This is a genomic window from Thiorhodovibrio litoralis (genome assembly GCF_033954455.1).
GTDB lineage: Bacteria > Pseudomonadota > Gammaproteobacteria > Chromatiales > Chromatiaceae > Thiorhodovibrio > Thiorhodovibrio litoralis.
Window position 1 is genome coordinate 2441880 of sequence record NZ_CP121473.1, and the last position, 20814, is coordinate 2462693.

Consider the following 20814-nt stretch of genomic DNA (forward strand, 5'->3'; position numbering starts at 1 on the left):
TCAACGCGCCTCGCTCGCTTCAACCAACCGCTGCCGCAGCCGCGTCAGCCGCTGCCCGCCGGTCTGTCTGACGGCCATGCCCAGCGCCTTTGGTTGGGCGATCAGCACCACCAACCGCTTGCCGCGGGTTACCCCGGTATAGAGCAGATTGCGCTGCAACAGCATGTAATGCTGGGTCGCCAGGGGAATGACCACCGCCGGATACTCCGAGCCCTGCGCCTTATGCACACTGGTGGCATAGGCCAGCGCCAGCTCATCAAGCTCCCCGAACTCATAGACCACCTGGCGTTCATCGAAGGCGATGCGCACCTCGCTTTCCTCGACGTCGATGGCCAGAATCCGGCCGATATCGCCGTTGAAGACCTCCTTGTCATAATTATTGACGTTCTGAATCACCTTATCGCCCGGGGCGAAGGTCCAGCCGAAGCGCTCAATGCGCGGCTTTGCGTCGGGGTTGAGGCGCTGCTGCAGCAGCACATTCAGCGCCCGCGCACCCAGTCCGCCGCGGTTCATGGGGGTAAGCACTTGCACATCGCGAATCGGGTCCAGCCCGAAGCGCGCGGGGATGCGCTCGCAGAGGGTTTTCACCAATCGCTCCTGGATCTGTTCCGGGGTTTCGCTGCGGATCACATACCAGTCGCTGTCACTCGGCGGTGGGTTGGGGACCTGAGGCAGCTGCCCGGCATTGATGCGGTGGGCATTGACGATAATCTGCGAGGTCTGTGCCTGGCGGAAGATCTCTGTCAGGCGCACCGTCGGCATAACCCCGGAGCCAATCGCATCGGCCAGCACCGCGCCCGGTCCGACCGAGGGCAACTGGTCAACATCTCCGACCAAGAGCAATGCGGCCGAGGAGGGCAGGGCACTGAGCAACTTGTGCATCAGGCTGACATCGACCATGGAGGTCTCGTCGCAGACCAGCAGATCGGTGTCCAGCGGATTGTCGGCATTGTGCTTGAAGTCCAGCGTCTTGGGATCGAACTCCAGCACGCGGTGAATCGTTTTGGCCTCCTGGCCGGTGGATTCCGACAGCCGCTTGGCCGCGCGACCGGTCGGCGCGCACAGGGTCGCTTTGACACCCTTGGCGCGCAGAATCCGCAGAATGGAATTGACCACCGTGGTCTTGCCCACGCCGGGACCGCCGGTCAGGAGGGTGCATTTGCCGGTGACAGCCTGGATCACCGCCTGGCGCTGGGACGCGGCCAGATGGAGACCGGTCTGACGTTCCACCCAGGGCAGGGCGCATTCGGTGTCGATCAGCCCCCAGGGCGGCATCCCATCGCGCAGGCGCCATAGGGATTCCGCCACCCCGCATTCACTGCGGTGCAGGGCGGGGAGAAAGACCAGGGTGCGTTCCTCAATGGTTTCAGCGACCAACTGCCCGGCGGCCAGTTCCAGATCAATCGCCGCTTCGATGCCCTCGGGGGCGATCTCCAACAGTTTGGCGGACTGTGCGGACAGGACCTCGCGCCAAGCGGCGCAATGGCCATCGCTGGCGATCTCCTGCAAGACATGGCGCACACCGGCGCGGGCGCGCAGCGGTGAGTCGCGGGGTATCCCCAAGCGCTCAGCCAGCTGATCGGCGGTCTTAAAGCCAATGCCGCGAATATCCAGCGCCAGCCGGTAGGGATTGCCGCGCACCCGCTCGATGGCCGCTTCACCATAGGTCTTGAAGATGCGCACCGCCCGAGCGGTGCCGACGCCATGGGACTGGAGGAACACCATAATCTCCCGGATGACCTTCTGCTCGGCCCAGGCGCGGGTGACCCGTTCCTGGCGCTTCTTGCCAATGCCGGGCAGTTCGCGCAGGCGATCAGGGGATTGTTCGATGATGTCGAAGACGCGTTCGCCAAAGGCATCGACCAGCCGCTTGGCGAAATGCGGCCCGATGCCTTTGACCAGCCCGGAACCAAGATAGCGCTCGATGCCTTCGCGGGTGCCGGGCGGAACGACGCGCAACTCATTGGCCTTGAACTGCCGGCCATGGCGCGCATCAATCGTCCATTGCCCACGCGCGTCGATGTGCTCGCCGGGAGCGACTTGGGCGGCGTTGCCGATGACGGTGACCAACTCGCGCTCGCCACGGACTTTCACGCGCAGGACGCAAAAGCCGCTCTCGGGACTATGGAAGGTGACGCGCTCGACAGGGCCGGCGATGGTCTCGAGCTGGGAGTTGGCGTGGTATGAGGCTGCGGGCGCGTCGGTCATCGGCGCATAGTAGCAAGGGTGACCCGGTGATCGGATGCCCAGCGCTCTATGAAACCGACTCCAGGCGATTAAAGGTCACCGGTCCAGCGAATCAGGCGGCCAGTCGCATCACCCCGGTAACAATGCCAAGAATCTCGATCTCTTCATGACGGATGTAGATCGGGGCCATGTCCGGATGCGCTGGCTGCAGCCGAATCCCGTCGGCTTCGATGTAGAAGCGCTTCAAGGTCACCTGATCGCCGTTGATCTTGGCAACCACGGTTTCACCGTTCTCCGCGCTCTGGCGTTGCTCGACGATGATGATGTCGCCATCTTGGATGTGATCATCGGTCATTGAATGCCCACGCACCCGCAGAGCGTAACTGGCTTTCCGTGCCATGTGCGAGGGGACCTTTACCGTTTCCTGGTCTTCGATGGCTTCGATCGGCAGGCCGGCGGCGATGGTGCCGAGCAGGGGGAGGGTGACGCCGGCTTCGATTTCCAGATCGATTGGTTCGAGATCGGCGCTCCAGGGCGGCGCGGTGCGGCGGCGGGGGATCAGGTAGGCGAGTTGGGCCATGCAGTCACTGCCTCAGTCGATTCGAAGGGGTACGGCGAAAGCGTACCCCTTTCCAGTCGCCGGCGCGAGGCGCTCTCGTTTGAAGTCGCCATGGTCAAGCAATGACGAAGCGGCTTCAGCAACGCGAATCGCTTATGGAGCTGTCGATTTCGGACAGAGGCCGCTGAAATAGGCCGCCAAATCGCAAAGACCACCTTGATGCGTCTTGCAGGTCTTGGCGGTCATGCTCACCTCACCGCCAGTGATGGCGCAATAGATTTCGGCCGCATTGTCATAGCCGGTGACCTTTAACCCGCCGGCAGGACACTCGCCACGCAACAGCGCCCATTCCTCGCACTGGCGATTCTCCTCAAAAACACAGATCCCGTATTCGTCGCCGTTCGGTCGCTGGCGGATGGAGAGTTCACCGCCTTGCTTGTGGCAATTCACCGATGCCGGGTTGGCAAGTTGGGTTGATGCGCTGTTGTCGGCCATCAGGGTGGTGGCCATCAGGGCGAAGACCAGCGTGATCGAACCAGTTAACGCGATAGAATGATGCATCATCTTTCGGAAATCAAAGGGGGTGAGTCGAAGATTACCAGCCAGGTCTCTCACACTCGCAAGGCTTGGCTGCTGTCCAATGCCGAACAGTTGTCTTGAGGATAATCCGTTTTTGCCAAGTGCGCATATCAAACGCGCGGCGCTTGACCTTCATTTTTGTTCCGTTGCGCAAGTGCTGTGAATTCGGCACTACGAAGGAGAGTGCTAGCGAAAGACAACGGGCCAGGGCTTTCCCCGTCCAAACAGCTGCACTGATGAGGTTACGTTGGGCTCCTCGGCAACCTCGGGGCGAAATTCCGCAGGACCGGGGTAACGGAAAATGGGCCTTGGGGTAACAGAAATCGAGGAGAGCTTGGCTGCGGCAGTCGGCGGCGAAGAGGAATATCGTTGGACGAGAGTGAGAGGGAGTTCGCGGCGGCTAACGCATCTTAACGCCGCTGAACGCCTGCAAAATGTTACCCCCAGCGTTACCCAGGGCACCATAAAAACTTGATCAGCTTAGCAGCAACGATGCTAAGCTGCTGTACTAATTGGAGCCGATGAGCGGATTTGAACCGCTGACCTACTGATTACGAATCAGTTGCTCTACCAACTGAGCTACATCGGCTTTAAGGGCACATTATAAACTAGCATGCGGGGTTTTTCAGGTTCTTGAGGCAGAGGTTGCGCGCGGTCCGGACGGGTTGAAGTGGGCTGGGCTCGCTTGGCACTCGGCTAGTGTTGGTGGGCTCTCTGGCCATCAAGCGCCGGCGGTGCGGTTGAGGATGATCTCGAGCACCATTTTGCTGCCAAAGTAGGCGAGCAGCAGGATGATGAAGCCGCTGAGCGTCCAGGTGATGGCTTTGCGGCCGCGCCAGCCCCAGAGTTTGCGTCCGAGCAGCAGGCCGCCGAAGACCATCCAGGCGAAGACCGACAGGACGGTCTTGTGCACCAGGTGCTGGGCGAACATGTTCTCGAGGAAGGCGAAGCCGCTGACCAGTGCCAGTGTCAGCAGGACGAAGCCGACGGTGATCATCTCGAACAGCAAGGCTTCCATGGTCATCAGCGGCGGCAGGGAGCGGATGAAGCCGTTGGGCTGGCGTTTGCGCAGATAGTGATCCTGCACCGCAAGCAGAATGGCCTGCACGCTGGCAATCGTCAGCATGCTGTAGGCGAGCATGGACAGCAGGACATGCAGTTTAAGCACCCAGCTGGCGTTGTCGCCCATGAAGCCGACGTGGGGGTAAACCGCATCCATCAGGACGGTCAGTGCCGCGACTGGCAGGAGCACAATGCCGAGGTTCTCGACCGGTTTGTTGATGCTTGGCACCAGTAGCGAGCCGATCACTGTCCAGGACGCGAGCGAGAGCGCATTGAAAAACGCAAGATTCAAGCCCGCGGGGCTGAAGATGGTTTGGTAAAGTATCGCGGTATGCAGAAGCAGACCCGCGAACGCGGCGCCCAGTGCGAGAGACCTGGGAGGCAGGCTCGCGCGGTCGCGCATGAACAAACGATAGGCAATCAGAGCGGCGGCTGCGAGATACAGGCCAACGCTCAACGAGGCTAGGAGTGGTTGCTTCATCGTCTCATCATCTCACAAAGCCTGCTGACGGGGAACGCGCTCGGGCTGCGATCCGGCTTTTACGCCCCAGTTGCTCTTTCCCGGTCAGCAGATCATTACAAATTGCATTGATGGAGGTTTGCCGCGACCCTCGCGGCACGCGTGCTGATGTTCGACACCCTTCAGGAACGGTTTAGCGATGTCGTCAAAAGCCTGCGCGGTCAAGCGCGGCTGACGGAAGATAATATCAAGGAAAGCCTGCGCGAAGTACGCAAAGCGCTGCTCGAGGCCGATGTGGCACTGCCGGTGGTGCGCAGCTTTGTCGACCAGGTGCGCGAGAAGGCACTTGGCGCCGAGGTGACCAAGAGCCTGACACCGGGGCAGGTGCTGATCAAGATCGTCAACGACGAGCTGGTCAGCCTGATGGGCGAGGCCAATGAGGGGCTCGACCTCACTGCCCAGCCTCCGGCGATTATTCTGATGGCCGGCCTGCAGGGCTCGGGCAAGACCACCAGCACGGCCAAGCTTGCGCGTTTTCTGCAGGAGCGGCACAAGAAGAAGGTCATGCTTGCTAGCTGCGACGTTTACCGTCCGGCGGCCATCGAGCAGTTGCGCACGCTGGCGGATGAAGTTGGGGCGAGCTTCTTCCCAAGCAACGCCAAGGATCAACCGCTCGCCATCGCCAAACAGGCCACCGAGGCTGCGCGCAAGCAATTCCAGGATGTGCTGATCATCGATACCGCCGGTCGCCTCGGCATCGACGAGGCCATGATGACCGAGATCCGCGTTTTGCATGCCGCGCTGCAGCCGGTCGAGACCCTGTTCGTGGTCGACAGTATGACGGGCCAGGATGCCGCGAACACCGCCAAAGCCTTCGACGAGACGCTGCCGCTGACCGGTGTGATCCTGACCAAGGCCGATGGCGACGCGCGCGGCGGCGCGGCCTTGTCCATTCGCCAGATCACCGGCAAGCCGATCAAATTCCTTGGCATCGGTGAGAAAACCGCCGCGCTCGAGCCGTTTCACCCCGAGCGGGTGGCCTCGCGCATCCTCGGCATGGGCGATGTAGTCTCCCTGGTCGAGGAGATGCAGCAGAAGGTCGACCACGAGAAGGCCGAGAAGCTCGCGCGGAAAATCCACAAGGGCAAGGGCTTCGACCTGACCGACTTCCGCGATCAGCTCCAGCAGATGAACAAGCTAGGCGGCATGAGCGGGCTGATGGACAAGCTCCCCGGCATGGGACAGATACCCGACAAGGTCAAGCAGCAGGTCAATGACAAAGAAATGACCAAGCTGATCGCCATTGTCGACTCCATGACCCCGCACGAGCGCGCCTTCCCGCAGGTCATTAAAGGATCACGCCGCCGGCGCATTGCCATGGGCTCAGGCACTCAGGTGCAGGACGTCAATAAACTGCTCAAGCAGTTCACGCAGATGCAGAAGATGATGAAGAAAATGAAAGGCGGCGGCATGGCCAAGATGATGCGCCAGATGCAGGGCCGCATGCCCGGTGGCTTTCCGCCCGGTGGTGGCTTTCCGCCCGGTGGTGGCTTTCCTCCGGGCGGCGGACTCCCGCCCGGCGGAGGCATGCCCTTTTAGGTGATCGTCGAGAATCAGTATCCCGACTGCGCGAGCCTGAATGCCAGCGAGAGTGAATTTGTTCGCTCCCGCAAGCCGATCAATCCTTGGTCCGGGGAAAATGGCCTTGGTGCTTGGTGCTTGTCGTGAACAAAATGTATTTTCTGGCCAAGTGACGGGCCGTTTCACTCATGCAAAAACAATGGTCTTGTTCCCGTGGACTAGCACGCGGTCCTCGAGGTGGTAGCGCAGCCCGCGGGCGAGGACCATTTTTTCCACATCGCGGCCGAGCCGCACCATGTCCTCGACCGTGTTGTGATGGTTCACCCGCATCACGTCCTGCTCGATGATGGGGCCGGCATCGAGTTCGCTGGTCACGTAGTGGCAGGTTGCGCCGATCAACTTCACGCCGCGGTCCGAAGCTTGATGATAGGGCCTGGCGCCGACGAATGACGGCAGGAAGCTGTGATGGATATTGAGAATGCGCGCGGGATAGAGCGCGCATAACTCCGCGGGCAATATCTGCATGTAGCGCGCGAGCACGATCACATCCGCGCGCGCTTCGGCGATGCGCTCGTTCACCGCGGCGAAATGCACGGCCTTGTTGGATGGATCGACCGGCAGATGGTGGTAGGCAATGCCGTGCCATTCGACATAGCTGCGCAGGTCGTCATGATTGGACAGCACTGCCGGGATCTCGCATTCAAGCTCGCGACTGCGCCAGCGGTAGAGCAGGTCCGACAGACAATGTGCCTGCTTGCTCGCAAGCAGCACCACCCGCGGCTTGATGCCGCTGTCGTTGATGAACCAGTGCATGCGAAAGGCTGCCGCCGTCGGTGAAAAGCGCGCGCGAAATTCCTCGACCTCAAACGGGATGGAATCGGCCCGCACGACATAGCGCATGAAAAACCACTGGCTGCCGGGATCGGTATAATGGTGAGCTTCAGTGATCCAGCCTCCGAGTTTGGCGATAAAGTCGCTGACAGCGGCGACGATGCCGACCTGGTCGGGGCAGGAAATGACCAGTCGATAGGTTCTTTCCATGGGGGTTTCCTGGGGAATTTTTTCCTGACGGATTTTTTCTGGGGGAATTCTGGACTGGAGATTCTGTCTTGGAGATTCGGGCCTGCCCGGGCCTGCAAATAATACTTGAGGGTCGGCGCTTGCCGCGGTGCGGCCCGCTGCCGTCACATTAGACCATAACCCCATGTTGGAGCGGATGCGCGGGCATCCCGGAAGCGTACAGGATGGATTTACCCTTTACTGATCGCCCTGGCCGTCGCGAGCGCCAGCTCAAGCGCCGGCATAACAATCCGGTGTTTGCCTGGCCCCCTTGGACTGCTGAGCCCGAGGAACTGCTCGCGGCCCAGCGCGCCGATCATGCCGAGCTTGAGGCGTTTCGCACGTCCCTCCGCGCGCTGATGCAGCGTGCGATCGACCTGCCCGCGGACGCCGGCAGCGAACTGGTGCTGGGCCTGAAAGAAGAGCTCGAGCGCCACTACGAGCAAGCCTGCGGACTACCGGAAGATCAGGTTCAGAATAAGACGGCAATCAACAAGCTGATCGATGTCATCATGCGCGTGTTGCGCCGCCACAGTGATCAGGACCCGGTCGCGCGCCAGGAGTTGAGCGACGAGTCTCAGGCACGGGCGATTCACTTTCGGCTGCTCGAGAGCCCGTTAGTGGCCGATCTCCTTGATCCTGAAGGCCCGGTCTCCGCGCACGAGCTGCTGCCGACATTGCTTTCTTCGCCCGCGGATGAAGTCGCCGCGGCGGTGGAAATCTTCGACGCCGAACAGCTCGCGGTGCTGGTCAATCAGGGCGAGGATCTGCTCACCCAACTGCGCGGCCATGGGCTGCGGGCAACCACGGCCCAGCAGCGCCTGGGGCTGATTCGCGAACGGCTCGAGCAGTTCGAGCCGCGCAGCGTCTGGCCGGATGAGAGCCCGACCTAAGGCTCATGGTGCGTCACCATCCCGGAGGACGGAGCTGCCGTTTCACAGTAAGACCCATGATTCCGAACCACATCGGGTGATGAGTTCCTGTGATTGAAGGCGAGAGGATGCGCTAGGCCATCGCTTCGGCATCGCTCCGGAAGGGTCAGGACTCCTCGGTGCGCTGATACACGTCCTCGAAGCGCACGATATCATCCTCGCCGAGATAGCTGCCGGACTGGACCTCGATGATCTCGAGCGGGATGGTTCCCGGGTTCTCGAGCCGATGGCGGGCACCCACCGGGATGTAGGTCGATTGGTTCTCCGTCAGCAACTGGACCTGATCATCGCAGGTTACCTTTGCGGTGCCGGATACCACAATCCAGTGCTCGGCGCGGTGATGGTGCATCTGCAGCGATAGCGCATGACCGGGCTTGACCGTCAGGCGCTTGACTTGATAGCGCGCGCCCTTGTCGATGCCGCTGAAGGCTCCCCAAGGCCGATGCACACGCTGATGATCGCGATGCTCGTTGCGCTTGGCATTGCTCAGGAACTGGGTCACCGCTTTGACATCCTGCGCGTGGTCCTTGTGCGCCACCAGCACCGCATCCGCGGTTTCGACCACGATCAGGTCTTCCACCCCCACGGCTGCCAGCATACGGTGCTTCGCTAACAGCAGATTGTTGCGCGAATTGTGCGCGAAGGCATCGCCATCAAGGACATTGCCCTGATCGTCGCGTTCGCGCACCTCCCACAGCGCTGACCAGGCCCCGACATCCGACCAGCCGACATCCAGCGGTAACAGCAGCAAAGGTGGATCATCGGCGGAGTTGCTGGCGCTCAGTGGCTCCATCACAGCATAGTCGATGGAATCGCTCGGGCAGGCGGCGAAAGCCTCGGCCGCGACAAGGATGAAATTCTCGGTGCCGTGGCGCTCTCCCATCGCGGCCTTGACGGCGGCGGCCATGTCGGCGCGAAACCGCTCGATCAACTCAAGCCACAGCGATGCCCGGAGCATGAAGATGCCGCTATTCCACAAATACTCGCCGGAGGCTAGATAGGTCTGCGCTTGCTCGGCATTGGGCTTCTCGACAAAGGCTTCGAGCTGAAAGGCGCGCCCGTTCAAATCAGGCTGCTGCGCGGGCGGTCCCTGGCGCAGATAGCCGTAGCCGGTTTCTGCTTTGCTGGGCACAATGCCGAAGGTGATCACCGCGCCCTCGGCCGCGAGTCGCAGGCCGTCGGCCACCGCGGCGCGGAATCCCTGGTCATTGGCGATGACATGATCCGCCGGCATGACCAGGAGCACCGGATCGGCGCCGTCGGCAGTCGCCGCAAGTGCCGCCAGTGTGAGTGCCGGCGCGGTATTGCGCCCGACCGGCTCCAGCACGATCGCCGCCAGCTCGCGCTCCATCAACCGGAACTGCTCGGCCACCAGAAAGCGATGCGCCTGATTACAGACGACGATGGGCGCGCGCGATTCCAGCTCCAGCTGCGGTTGCTCCGCCCCCAGGGCATCGACCCGACGCACGGTCTCCTGCAGCATGGTGTGCTCGCTGGTCAGCGGCAAGAATTGTTTCGGATAAGCCTCTCTCGACAAGGGCCACAGTCTGGAACCCGAACCACCTGACAAAATCACCGGCTGTAGTAACATGCGAGCATCCAACCTAATATATCGAGTGAACTGAAATCGCGCCCGTTTGCGCAGGGCCGTGCCGCTCCCTATTGTGCGTGGGAATTAGACCAACAGCCGTCGGCGCGGTCAAACCGCATCAATGCCGCGCCCACGTCTTGCCGGCCCGCCTGGGGGCGGGGCTGGCCGCCGATCCAGATTCAGAGGATTCTTTTGCATGTCCGCCAAATGTTCTAACACCGCTCTTCTTGGTTTGATTCCAGTCGCGATGCTGCTCATCGCCACCCCAGTGTCCGCCGATCAGTCCGCCGGCGAGTCCGCTGACAAATCCGAGGCAGGCACTGCTTCGCACGGCAACACGCGCATCAAATGGCAATGCACCGAGCAATCTGCCACCCGCGTGGTGGTCAATGCGCAAGGCACGCTCGCAAGCGAGACACAGCCGGCGAAAACCACTCAGCCGATTCAAATTCATGCCATTAAGCTCGACCCCACCGCTAGCGGCCCGCGGATTCCCGCTCGGCTGATCAGCACCGACAGCGATCTCGCCGCCCCCTCCGCCACCTGGTCCCCCGGCAATTCCGTTACGGCCAGCGACGGCCGCTTGCGTCTGGACCTGACCGACAACAAGGTCTTCCTCGCCAGCGCGCAGTTCGGTAATCAGGCCGTATTCCGTCGCTTCGACTGCGATACTGCCGGTAAGAATGCGCCAATTCACTATCAGTGCGGTCCGGAGTTCGACCTTTGGGTGGATTTTGTCAAAGCCCCCGACAACGCATCCGACACTGCCGATTCCGCGTCTGATAGCGCCGCGGAGTCCTCCAGTAAAAGCAAATCAGATTCTGCTCAGGTGCGCGCCGTCATTCACTATCGTGGCGGAAAAATGACGCTGTCCCAGTCCCGCTCCGGATCAGGTGCGCGTTATGCCGACGGCGACAGCAGCCTCTTGATCAAGGGCGACTCGGCGACATTTACCCCTGATGGAGATGAGGCGCATTCTTGCCAGGTCGATGACTAGCGGAACAAGCAAGCTGAGCCAGCCAGCTGAGCCAGCCAGCCGAGCCAGCAAGCCAAGCAGGAACAGAGCATTCGCGCCATTTCTGTATACTGACACACCAAATGGATCAGGATATTCCCGTGCCGATATCTGCTGCGCGTAAGTTGTTCGCCCACGCCCCCTGTCATCTGAGGCAAGGTCGGTTTTTGCCAATTGTTCTGCCCGTCATGCTGCTGATGACCCTGATCATCGGTGGCTGCTCTCGGGTTCAGATCGCTTATAACACCGCTGACTTTGCCATCGAGCTTTACGCGAGTCGTTACCTCGCGCTTGATGACCGCCAGGTTGCTGTGTGGCGGCCAATTTTGGCCGAGGCGCTGGATCGCCACCGTGACGAAGCCCTGCCTGTTATCAGCGCCTTGCTCGCCCAGGCCGCAGAAGACGTCGATGCGGGACTCACCGACGCCAATGTCACCGCATGGATGGATCGGATCGAGCCCCTGTACCAACGCCATGCACGTCTGTTCGCCACTGCCGCTGCGCCGCTGCTGGTTACGCTCAGCCCGGAACAGATCGACGCATTGGAGAAAAAGTTCCAGGAGCAGGCGCGCGAAGACGCTACCGACAACAGCCCGGCGAGTCTTGCCAAGCGTCAGCGAAAGCGCACTGAGCGTTACATCGAGAACATCGAGTGGGTTACCGGAGAGCTGACCCATGCCCAGCGTGAGTTGGTCAGCAAAGAGGTGGCAAAGTTGCCGGATACCACCTCCAGCTGGTATGCCTATCGCGACCGCGAACGCGAAGCGCTGATCGCGCGGCTGAAACGCGGCGCCGACAGCGAGCAAATACGTGTTTTTCTAACGCGCTGGTTGGCTGATTTTCAGGACATGCCTGTCGATTTGGTTCAGGCGCGCGAGCAAATTCGCTCCGGTCTCATCCGTCTCATGGTCGCGCTCGACGGTACTTTTTCAGAGGAACAACGCCAGCATTTCAAACAACGCCTGCGTCTCCTGAGCGAAGATTTCCAATCCCTGCAGCGTCGTCAGCCGACAGAGGCACCGGGCGTTTAAGTTTTGTCAGGCCTTTCCCTGTTCTGGGCCAGCAGAGAGAGCTAGCGGAAAGCCAGTGGAAAGCCAGTGGAGAGCAGGCGGAAAGCCAGTGGTGGTGGGCCAGTGGTGGTGGGCCAGTCAGCGCGCCGCAATCGCTCGAACCGGGGCTCGCGATCGCCCCAAAGCCGCACATGACGTTATGATCACCAAAGGAGTTCTGAGGATGCACAACACAAGTATTCATCATCTCATTGTCAATCTGGTTTCGGCGGCACTCATTGGGATCAGCGGCGCTGCGGTGGCTGACTCTTATGGTGACCCGATCAATGTGCAGATCTCGAACCAAACAGAAACCGATCGGCCGGTCACAGTCATCGATAATGTCTGCAATGAGCGCGTGCTCGACGAGCGCATCGAAGCAGGCAGCTGGGTCGCGGTTCAACTTTGCACCATCTCCATGCAGGGCGGAGATGCCACGGTCCGCGACAATCTCAGCGGCAACGAAAAACGCTATCAGTCGGTCGGCGACAGTGATGAGTTAGTTGTTCCATAAAGACGCTGTTTTCCCAACATTTTTCCGCAAACCCAATTCTGCGGGGCTGCTGCCATGTTAGGCAGTAGCAGGCTCCGAGACCTCCTTCAAGCCCGCAGCCAGCGCGGCAGCGATCAAGGCACCCACGCCTAGGACCAGCACAACTAAGGCCGGGCCATATCGGTCGCCGAGCAGACCGACCGGCCCGGCTACCAGCATGGCCAGGCCGATGACCGAATTGCTCACGGCCACCATGGCGGCGCGCTGGTCGGCGCTTGCCATGTCAACCAGATACACCTTGCGGCCGATACGCACCCCGGCATGGGCGATGCCCAGCAGCAGGAAAATCCCCGCGAATGCAAAAGGATTGCCCAGCCAAGCCACTGCCGCGCTCTGAGCCAACAGCCAGGTGAACAGCCCCAGCGCTCCCGCCATGGCCGCTGCCAGCATCATGACCCAGCGTGAGGAACGGTCACTGAGCCCGCCCCACAAGGGGGCGCTGATGCTGCTGGCAAGACCGCTGGCGATGATTAACAGCCCAAGGCCGGCCAGATTGCCCTCGCTCTGCTGCTGCGCGAGCAGCACATAAAAAGGCGCGGTTAGGGCGACGCTCAAAAGCGCGATGCGAACGAGTACAAAGCGCAGAAAAAGCGGATCGGTCTTCAGCAGGCTAATACTCTCCAGGGCTGTCTCGAGCGCGTTGCCGCCGCCGCTGGTGGCACCCGGTTGCTCGAGAATGCCCTGAAACGCCAGGGCTCCGAGCACGAACAAGGCAGCCGCGACCGCCAGCAAGAGCACGAAGATGCCGATCCCAGCATCAGCCGGCGCAAGAAACTCCAGATAAAGACCGACCACCAACGTCAAAGTACCGGCGATCCCGGCCGAAAGGCCCATCAAGCGCCCGCGCCGCGACTTTGACACCGTCTTGCCCAGCACGTCCTTGGCTGATACTGAGCACAGCCCGCGGGCCAGGCTAAAGAGCACCAGCAGCGCGAGGATGGTCCAGCCCGCTTCGGCTCCACGCAACACCGCTGCGCTGGCGGCCATTAGTGCCAAGGCGAGTGCTGACAGGAGCGCGCCCAGAATCCACACCGGCTTGCGCAGCGGACGCTGGCGAATCACCGCCGCCACCGCCAGTTGCGGCAGCAGCACGCCGGCCTCGCGAATGGGCACCAGAAAGCCCACCAGCAACGCTGGTGCCCCCAGCGCACCGAACAGCCAGGGCAACAATAGCTTGGCGCTGGCCAGCTCATCGGCGACTTTCGTCAGCAGATTGGCCAGCAGATAAGCGAAGAAATTGCGCGGCTGGTCGTTGCAGGAGGCGGCGGGAATATCCTTACAAACCCGCGCGTCTTCATCGCCGGTCACCAGATCATAGAGGGAGTCGAGCGCATTGGCGTGGCGCATAACAGGAAGGCTTGATACCAAAACGACATGAAATTTCGGTTAGGGACGCCACTTCCAGAGCACTGTTCCACAGGCGGCACTGGGCGAGCCATTGTCCCGGCATGGCCGCTAGAGCCGCTATTTTCCCGGCTCGAGTGGGCGACTGAAGGTTTCGGCGTAGTCCTCGGCATAAGGGGCGAGCGTTTGGTACACCGCCGGATGCACCACCCGCGGCTCGAAGCGGGGGAAATGGGAGCGCAGATAGGTCAGATTGCGCAGCAGTTTCATTTCGATCACTGCGCGCGCGAACTCCAGCCCGCGCGGTCCGCGATGGCGCTGCAGGAAGGCGATCAGCCGCCTGACAAGCTTTGGCGGCTTGCCGGGCGGCTCGGCCAGCATGCGAATATAGCGCGGCATGCCGCGGCTGCGGTCGCCGGCGCTGTCGAGCTCGCGAAACTCGAGCTGCGGGCGGATCAGTTCGAGTAGCGCCTCGCCGCGCTCGGTGCGCACCAGCACCCACTGCCAGCCAAGGCGCGCGCCCATGTAACCGATGGTAATGTCGGCCAGCGTGTTGGGGTAGTCGAAGCAAGATAAGCATGCTGCGGGGAAGACGCCGTCGAGCTTGTCCATCGGGAAGTCGATGAAGTTCACCCGCTCGATATCGCCGTCGTCGTGGCGCATCCACAGGCGATAGTCCTGCATGAATTCATAATGGACGATGGTCTCGGGCGAGCGCGAGACTTGTTTGAGAAAATACTGCAAATCCGGGTAGGTGACATTGTCGCTGCAGGGAATGCCGATCACATCCAGGTGCTCGAGGCCCATCTCTGCGCGCAGTTGTGGCTCGGCCGCGCGCAGCATCTGCACCTGACAGCCGGTGCCGATGAACGCTAGGCGCTTCATGCCGGCCTCGCGCACCTGATCGAGCAGCGCCAGATTGGGCGACAGACAGGGCTTGTTGCCGGCGCTCGCGCGCACCGCATCGGGCGTGCGCGCCAGCACCGGTCTGGGTGCGAAGCGGGTGCCGGGCGCCGCAGCGGCGGTGATCACGCCCTCGACCTGACCGCTTTCCAGCAGAGCAGCGCCCAGGCTGGTCACCATGCCCGACCACTGCGCTCCGGGCGACGGCTGGCGCATGCGCGCGCTATGCATGGCGCGAAAGATGCCGAAGCGCAGCTCGTCGCCGGCGCGACGCGTGCGCCCGTGCAGACGCTGCTCGATCTCCGGGATGTGGTGGCGCACAAAGGTGCAGCTCGAGGCCATCAGCGTCTTGAACTGGCTGTCGCACAGACCGCAGTCGCTGCACAGCTTGGGCCGTCCGCGCAGGCGCTCGTCCTTGCTGAGCAGGGTTGGTTCGCGCAGTCCCTTAGCCGGGCCGAGGTCCTCGGGCGCCAGACCAGTCAGCGGGTCCATCGCGGAATCATCCACTAAGGGAGTATCCGCGAATGCTCCGCCGGCAGCGGCAAAACTGGAATCGGTTGCCATGCATCAAGCCTCCTATTGCACGATCACCGGCACGCCGGCGATGCGTGCCTGCCATTCGCGCGGGCCGCTGGTGTGAATTGACTCGCCACGACTGTCGACGGCGACAATCACCGGCATGTCGTCAAGCTCGAATTCGCGTATCGCTTCCATCCCCAAGTCCTCGAATGCGACCAGCTGCGAGCGGCGAATCGCCTTGGCAACCAGATAAGCCGCGCCGCCCACAGCCATTAGATACACAGCGCCGTGCGCTTTGATCGCCTCAATCGTCGCTGGGCCGCGCTCGGCCTTGCCAATCATGCCGATCAGTCCGGTACCGGCAAGCAGTTGCGGTGTGAACTTATCCATGCGTGTGGATGTGGTCGGGCCGGCCGGGCCGACGACTTCGTCGCGCACCGCATCAACCGGGCCAACGTAATATATGAAGCGATCCGTCAGATCAACACCATCTGGCAGCGGCGCGCCGCGCTCGAGCAGTTCCAGCAGGCGCTTGTGCGCGGCATCGCGCCCCGTCAGCACCCGTCCAGACAGCAACAGGCGCTCACCTTTGCGCCAGCTTTGGACCTGGTCGCGGCTGATCTGGTCGAGGTTCACTCGGCGCGCATCAGCGACTGGGTCCCAATCGATGGTCGGCCAATCCTCAAGCATTGGCTTTGGCAGCTCGGCGGGGCCCGAGCCATCAAGTGTGAAATGGATATGGCGTGTCGCTGCGCAGTTGGGAATGAGGGCGACCGGCAGGGAGGCGGCATGAGTCGGGAAGGTGCGGATTTTAACGTCCAGAACCGTGGTCAGACCGCCCAACCCCTGGGCGCCAATGCCGAGTGCGTTTATTTTCTCAAACAGCTCCAAGCGCAGCTGGTCGATTTCAGTTATGGGCTCACTTGGGGTCTCACTCGACGGGCCGCGTGCGCGTGAATCGTGCATATCAATGTCTTCGAGCAGCGCCTCTTTGGCCAGCAGCATGGCTTTCTCCGCCGAGCCGCCGATGCCGATGCCGAGCATCCCCGGAGGGCACCAGCCGGCGCCCAGCTTGGGCACCGTCTCCAGCACCCAATCGACTAGACTGTCGGTTGGATTGAGAATCGTGAAACGTGCTTTGTTCTCCGATCCGCCACCCTTAGCGGCGAGCCGAACCTCCACCCTGTCACCGGGTACCATCTCGACATGGACCACAGCCGGGGTGTTGTCTCCGGTATTCACCCGCTTGCCGATCGGCGGCGACACCATGGACGCGCGCAGCGGGTTGTCCGGATGGGTGTAGGCGCGACGAACCCCTTCGTCGACCAACGCCTGCAATCCGACATCACGATCCCAGCGCACCCGCATACCGACCTTGACGAAGACCACCACCATCCCAGTGTCCTGACAAATCGGCCGCTGCCCGAGCGCGCACATGCGCGAATTCACCAGGATTTGCGCCATTGCATCCTTGGCCGCGGGCGAATCTTCGCGCAGATAGGCCGCGTGCAGGGCAGCGAGGAAATCCGGCGGATGAAAATACGAAATATACTGCAGCGCATCAGCCACGCTGGTGGTGAAATCTTCAGTGCGGATCAGAGTGCCGGCTTCAACTTGGGGCATGGTTTGTTACGCAGTAATGCATCGTCGGCAATTTCACGAGCCTTGCCTCACTGGATTGATTGGGACAATAGCCCATCGGCCAGCTTAGGCTCGAACCAGACATCCTGTAAATAAACCTTTTAACATCAACAGCTTACGCATCGCCGATTCCACATCAGATGCCCATAAATGACTGATCCAGCCCGAACGTGACTACTCTAAGTCACGTTTTAGTCACGTTAGACCCGGCACCTTGCCAGAGCCGAGATTACCAGACTTCCAGAGATGAAGAAAACGAACGCCCATAGGACCAATATAGGCACGACTATTGCTTCCGTATCGCAAAGGCGTCTCCCGCTTCTGATAGGGAGTCCTCAAAGTCTGTGAGATTGACTTGCATGAAATGGAGGTGAAACCACCCGATTCCTGAAACGGCATAAGCGGCGGGGCAGGGGAGCAGAAGGCGTGCCTGTATGGCATGGTTTATGCTTTGTTAATGTGGACTGTCAAGATTCAGACACACGGAAGTCGGCAAAGCCTCCGATCACTTCTTGATCAGGCTGCAAGTCGCGGGGAACCGCCTTCAGAGCACGGATTGTATTCAATACTACTTTTTAGATAAATTTTTTTTCTTAACAATTACCCGTGGATGGTAAAAATCTTCAGTAACCTGAACACTACATGAAAAAACATGTTGCACGTCAGAACAAAATTGATGAAACTCCTTTTTCAATTTGACCGTCACTTCAATCTTCATTCTAGGTCTTCCCGATCCATCTGTACTCAAATCTAAAAGAGTCCAGTAGTAATTCCAAGCTATTCTCCCTTGCATAAATAACATTTCCTCGATAATGTCAGGTAAGTACGGGAGTTGCAGCGATACTTTCTGCTTTATAATGTATTTAATGATGTCGAGGTCCTTCGAAGGAACATCGGAAATGTTATTCTGCCCTTTCATGAAATAATTTCGCCATCAAAAGTGACTCTGTGAACTGAATCAGAAATTTACAGTAACAAAATACGTGGCATATGAATAATCAGTAATTAAGACAAGGATGCCTTCTTCTTTTGGCTCATACTGATCGATCATTCCGCCAAGTTTCTCTTTACTTTCAACGGCATCGAATAATTCTAATAGCTCCTGACGTGTCCTGTAATTGTGCTTATTGGGAGGTTTTTTACTTAAAGCGCTTTTTGCATAAACTAACATCGCCCCTCGACCCATACCATTACCCATAACTATCCCTGACGCTGCGGTAAGCCTCCAGCGCCATGACAAAATCGGGGATGCGCTGCAACCCAATCCAGAGCGTCTTCGGTCCCGGGAACCCATCGGATTTGCGGTTGAGAAAGCCGCCCAGGGAGGCGACCATGCGCACCATGGTATCGAGCGAGGGCGGCTGCTCGGGTGGCGCTTGTTTCTGGGTGACCAGATAGACCGCCTTCCATTCCTCCTCGGCAAAGACCGCATCGCAAGGCAACTCCGGGCACTCGCGCCCGAGCATGGTCAGGTACAGCACCCGCCACGCGATGATCATGTACAAAGCGAGCGCCGGCTCCAGGCGCTCGCGCGTCTCGAGCTGCAGCTCCTCGATGCGGCAGCCACTTTTTAAGATCCGGAAAAAAATTTCCACTTGCCACCTGCAAAGATACCAGGAGAGCGTCTCGATGGCCTCTTGGGCGCTCTGCACCGCCAGATTGGTCAGCAACAGCCAGTTGAGTGGCTCCTCGCCGGCGGGCGGATTGACCTCGGTGGCCAGCAAAGCCGTGACCGTGACATCGGGCAAGGTGCGATCCGGGCGCCAGGGTGCCTTCAGGGTCACGCGCACCACCTTGATCTCCTGCGTGACCTGGCGTGCTTTGGCCCCCTTGGTGGCGGGACGCTCGAAGGTGATCTCGGTGAGCACCGGGGCGGCGTCCAGGGCCTCATTGAGCTTTCTGCCATCGGCCAAGCAGCGGTCGCGATGCTGCACCCGTACCAGCCAATCGGCGCTGTTCTCGGGGATGGGCGCTTCAACAAACAGGTCGTAGATGTCGCCCTCGCGATCGGCAACATAGGTCAAGCGCGTGTCGCTCAGTTCCTCGGCCAGCGCATTGACGCGCGCGTAGCCATCGACCCAGCGCACGCTTTCTTTCTCCTCCAGTGGGCGGCGCGAGTCTTTGTCCTGGCCCAGGCTACCGGGCTCGCGCACAAAAGTGTGCAAATCCAGCAGCCCCAGCGCGAGGCGCTCGGGCGTGACCGCCAAGGTGGGATGGATGTACATCCCATAGCGGCTCTCAAAGTTCAGTGGCCCAAGACCGACAATGCCTTTTTTGGTTGTATAGTCCAGCTCGCTGGTATCTTGGATACACAGCACCCGCGGATGCTCGCGCAGACGTTCTTCGGTACAAGCAAAATGGGGTGCGAGGATCTGCTCGGCGGTGACCGTGGGATGATCGAAAAAGCGATAGGCGGCCCGGGTCTCATACCAACCGTTGCAAGCCCCGGGAATACTTTGTGTCGGCTTGGCGCCGAGGGTTTCAAGCACCTGTTGGGCGCGATGATTCAGGCGCTTGTCGCCCAGAGAGATGTCCTGCAGTTCAGAGGCCAGCGCGATCATGCCACCACCCCCAGGGCGGCGCGGAAGTCCGCCGCCAGCGGGTAGACATAGATCGCCTTGCGCGGCAGCGCGGCCCGATGGGTGCGGTCGCACTTGCCGCGCCCGGTGGTTTCGCCCAAGTCGTGCCAGTTGGCGGCACGGTAACAGGTCCCGGCAAAGCGTGGGGTCTCGACAAAGGTCTCCAGCAGCACCAGACGCTCGCCATAGCGGGCGGGAAAGTCGACACTGACTTGCCGCGCGGCCAAGGACAGCACCTTGGAGGCGAGGTGTTTGACCTGCACCCAGGGCAGGATGAGGAAGCGGGCGTTGTTGAGCACCCGTCCCAGGTGTGCTTGGCGCTGCGCGGGCGTCCAGCCAATCCAGCGGTCGCGGGCAGCGACTTTCCAGGCCGCCGCGCCAAAGCCGATGGCGCCGAGCAGACCGCCATCCCACTGGATCAGGTAGCGCAGCTGCGCACCAGGCAGGGGACTGTAGCCGAGGTAGTGGTAGCGCTCGATCAGGCCGTTCCATAATTGCGAGGCCCTTCGATCATCAACGCGCGCCAGGCGCAAGCCGCTGAGCGCGCGCAGCGGGACGGACACTGGGATCGGTTCGGGCCGGGACTCGGGGCGCGGGACGAAGCGCCGCCCATTGCCATTGCCGCAGGTCGGTGGCGGCAGCACAATGAGCCCGGCACGATGCAACCGCAGCAGTCCCACCCGGGCACTCATGAGCTTGGGGCGGCCTTGGATATCGGTCCACTCCAGCGCGCGGCACACCCGCCGAGCGATCTCCGCGCGCAGCGGCGGCTGCGCCAGCGCGATCTCCTGGCGAATGCGCGCTAAGTCGGTCTCGTTGAAAGGGCGCCCACATAAACGGCTTGGAATCGCTTGGTCCATGGTCTCCCGTCCCCTTGCTGAAGATGAAAGGGCATCTCAGCAGAACTCGGGAGCTGTGTCCAGCCCCGGACGACGCTGGGGCGGGGAGATATGGGTAATGGTATGAAGCATAGTGCGCTAAAAAAGGCTTATGCCCCAACTTTTTATTGAAGGTACGTAAACAACTCCGCCGATCTAGCCCAACAGTTTGGCCGGTTTTGTTTCGAAGTAATTTCCCTGCTACTTGTCGATTAACTTGAAAGAATTTAAGGTGCTCATGGTACCAAATAAAATAATCAAAATCTATCAAGTCGACTAGACAGGTAATGCCCTGACGGCTTAGATTCTCGAGCTTTTCAAAA

17 protein-coding genes and 1 tRNA gene are annotated in these 20814 nt (G+C 60.6%); 5 read left to right on the plus strand and 13 right to left on the minus strand.

What is annotated here, in order from left to right:
• The 5 genes from recD2 to Thiosp_RS10895 form a co-directional block, all read right to left on the minus strand.
• Complete coding sequence (gene recD2, locus Thiosp_RS10875) at window positions 1–2208, minus strand: SF1B family DNA helicase RecD2 (protein WP_201068672.1); 2208 nt, start codon at window positions 2206–2208, stop codon at window positions 1–3.
• A 91-nt stretch (window positions 2209–2299) separates the two neighbouring features.
• The gene (gene lexA / locus Thiosp_RS10880; protein WP_201068673.1) at window positions 2300–2767 is read right to left on the minus strand and encodes a transcriptional repressor LexA; all 468 of its coding nucleotides are present in this window, start codon (window positions 2765–2767) and stop codon (window positions 2300–2302) included.
• 132 nt (window positions 2768–2899) lie between these two features.
• Window positions 2900–3361 (minus strand): putative hemolysin, encoded by a 462-nt coding sequence (locus Thiosp_RS10885; protein ID WP_201068674.1) that lies wholly within the window; start codon window positions 3359–3361, stop codon window positions 2900–2902.
• Window positions 3362–3838: 477 nt separating this feature from the next.
• Window positions 3839–3914, minus strand: a tRNA-Thr gene (locus Thiosp_RS10890).
• Window positions 3915–4046: 132 nt separating this feature from the next.
• A complete protein-coding gene (locus tag Thiosp_RS10895) occupies window positions 4047–4868 on the minus strand; it encodes a cytochrome C assembly family protein (protein WP_201068675.1) in 822 nt (273 codons plus the stop codon).
• Between the two features lie 147 nt (window positions 4869–5015).
• Here Thiosp_RS10895 and ffh point away from each other — a divergent pair, with 147 nt between their 5' ends.
• Complete coding sequence (gene ffh / locus Thiosp_RS10900) at window positions 5016–6446, plus strand: signal recognition particle protein (protein WP_201068676.1); 1431 nt, start codon at window positions 5016–5018, stop codon at window positions 6444–6446.
• A 168-nt stretch (window positions 6447–6614) separates the two neighbouring features.
• On the opposite strand, the gene purU is transcribed toward ffh, so the two are convergent.
• Entirely contained in the window at window positions 6615–7469 is an 855-nt protein-coding gene (purU, locus tag Thiosp_RS10905; protein WP_201068677.1) for a formyltetrahydrofolate deformylase, read from the minus strand.
• A 203-nt stretch (window positions 7470–7672) separates the two neighbouring features.
• Between purU and Thiosp_RS10910 the strand changes: the two genes are divergently transcribed.
• Window positions 7673–8380: a hypothetical protein gene (locus Thiosp_RS10910; protein WP_201068678.1), complete on the plus strand. Its 708-nt coding sequence runs from the start codon at window positions 7673–7675 to the stop codon at window positions 8378–8380.
• Window positions 8381–8525: 145 nt separating this feature from the next.
• Here Thiosp_RS10910 and Thiosp_RS10915 read toward each other — a convergent pair whose 3' ends face one another.
• A complete protein-coding gene (locus Thiosp_RS10915; RefSeq protein WP_201068679.1) occupies window positions 8526–10010 on the minus strand; it encodes a mannose-1-phosphate guanylyltransferase/mannose-6-phosphate isomerase in 1485 nt (494 codons plus the stop codon).
• Between the two features lie 196 nt (window positions 10011–10206).
• On the opposite strand from Thiosp_RS10915, the gene Thiosp_RS10920 reads away from it, so the two are divergent.
• The 3 genes from Thiosp_RS10920 to Thiosp_RS10930 all read left to right on the plus strand — a co-directional run bounded on the left by Thiosp_RS10920 (window position 10207) and on the right by Thiosp_RS10930 (window position 12588).
• Window positions 10207–11007, plus strand: a complete 801-nt coding sequence (locus tag Thiosp_RS10920; protein ID WP_201068680.1) for an MliC family protein — start codon at window positions 10207–10209, stop codon at window positions 11005–11007.
• A gap of 119 nt (window positions 11008–11126) precedes the next feature.
• Complete coding sequence (locus Thiosp_RS10925) at window positions 11127–12056, plus strand: DUF6279 family lipoprotein (RefSeq protein WP_201068681.1); 930 nt, start codon at window positions 11127–11129, stop codon at window positions 12054–12056.
• A gap of 55 nt (window positions 12057–12111) precedes the next feature.
• Window positions 12112–12588 (plus strand): hypothetical protein, encoded by a 477-nt coding sequence (locus Thiosp_RS10930; RefSeq protein WP_201068682.1) that lies wholly within the window; start codon window positions 12112–12114, stop codon window positions 12586–12588.
• Between the two features lie 57 nt (window positions 12589–12645).
• Here Thiosp_RS10930 and Thiosp_RS10935 read toward each other — a convergent pair whose 3' ends face one another.
• The 6 genes from Thiosp_RS10935 to Thiosp_RS10960 all read right to left on the minus strand — a co-directional run bounded on the left by Thiosp_RS10935 (window position 12646) and on the right by Thiosp_RS10960 (window position 20473).
• Entirely contained in the window at window positions 12646–13974 is a 1329-nt protein-coding gene (locus Thiosp_RS10935) for an MFS transporter (RefSeq protein ID WP_201068683.1), read from the minus strand.
• A 117-nt stretch (window positions 13975–14091) separates the two neighbouring features.
• Complete coding sequence (locus Thiosp_RS10940) at window positions 14092–15438, minus strand: Coenzyme F420 hydrogenase/dehydrogenase, beta subunit C-terminal domain (protein WP_201068684.1); 1347 nt, start codon at window positions 15436–15438, stop codon at window positions 14092–14094.
• 12 nt (window positions 15439–15450) lie between these two features.
• Window positions 15451–17016 carry a fumarate hydratase gene (locus Thiosp_RS10945; RefSeq protein WP_201068685.1) on the minus strand — a complete coding sequence of 522 codons (1566 nt, stop codon included), beginning with the start codon at window positions 17014–17016 and terminating at the stop codon, window positions 15451–15453.
• A gap of 976 nt (window positions 17017–17992) precedes the next feature.
• Complete coding sequence (locus Thiosp_RS10950; protein ID WP_242518896.1) at window positions 17993–18232, minus strand: hypothetical protein; 240 nt, start codon at window positions 18230–18232, stop codon at window positions 17993–17995.
• Window positions 18225–19595 (minus strand): IS4 family transposase, encoded by a 1371-nt coding sequence (locus tag Thiosp_RS10955; RefSeq protein WP_323696488.1) that lies wholly within the window; start codon window positions 19593–19595, stop codon window positions 18225–18227. The genes Thiosp_RS10950 and Thiosp_RS10955 overlap by 8 nt, the downstream gene beginning before the upstream one ends.
• Window positions 19592–20473 carry a DUF4338 domain-containing protein gene (locus Thiosp_RS10960; RefSeq protein WP_323696489.1) on the minus strand — a complete coding sequence of 294 codons (882 nt, stop codon included), beginning with the start codon at window positions 20471–20473 and terminating at the stop codon, window positions 19592–19594. Before Thiosp_RS10960 ends, Thiosp_RS10955 begins: the two co-directional genes overlap by 4 nt.
• Window positions 20474–20814 lie beyond the last annotated feature (341 nt).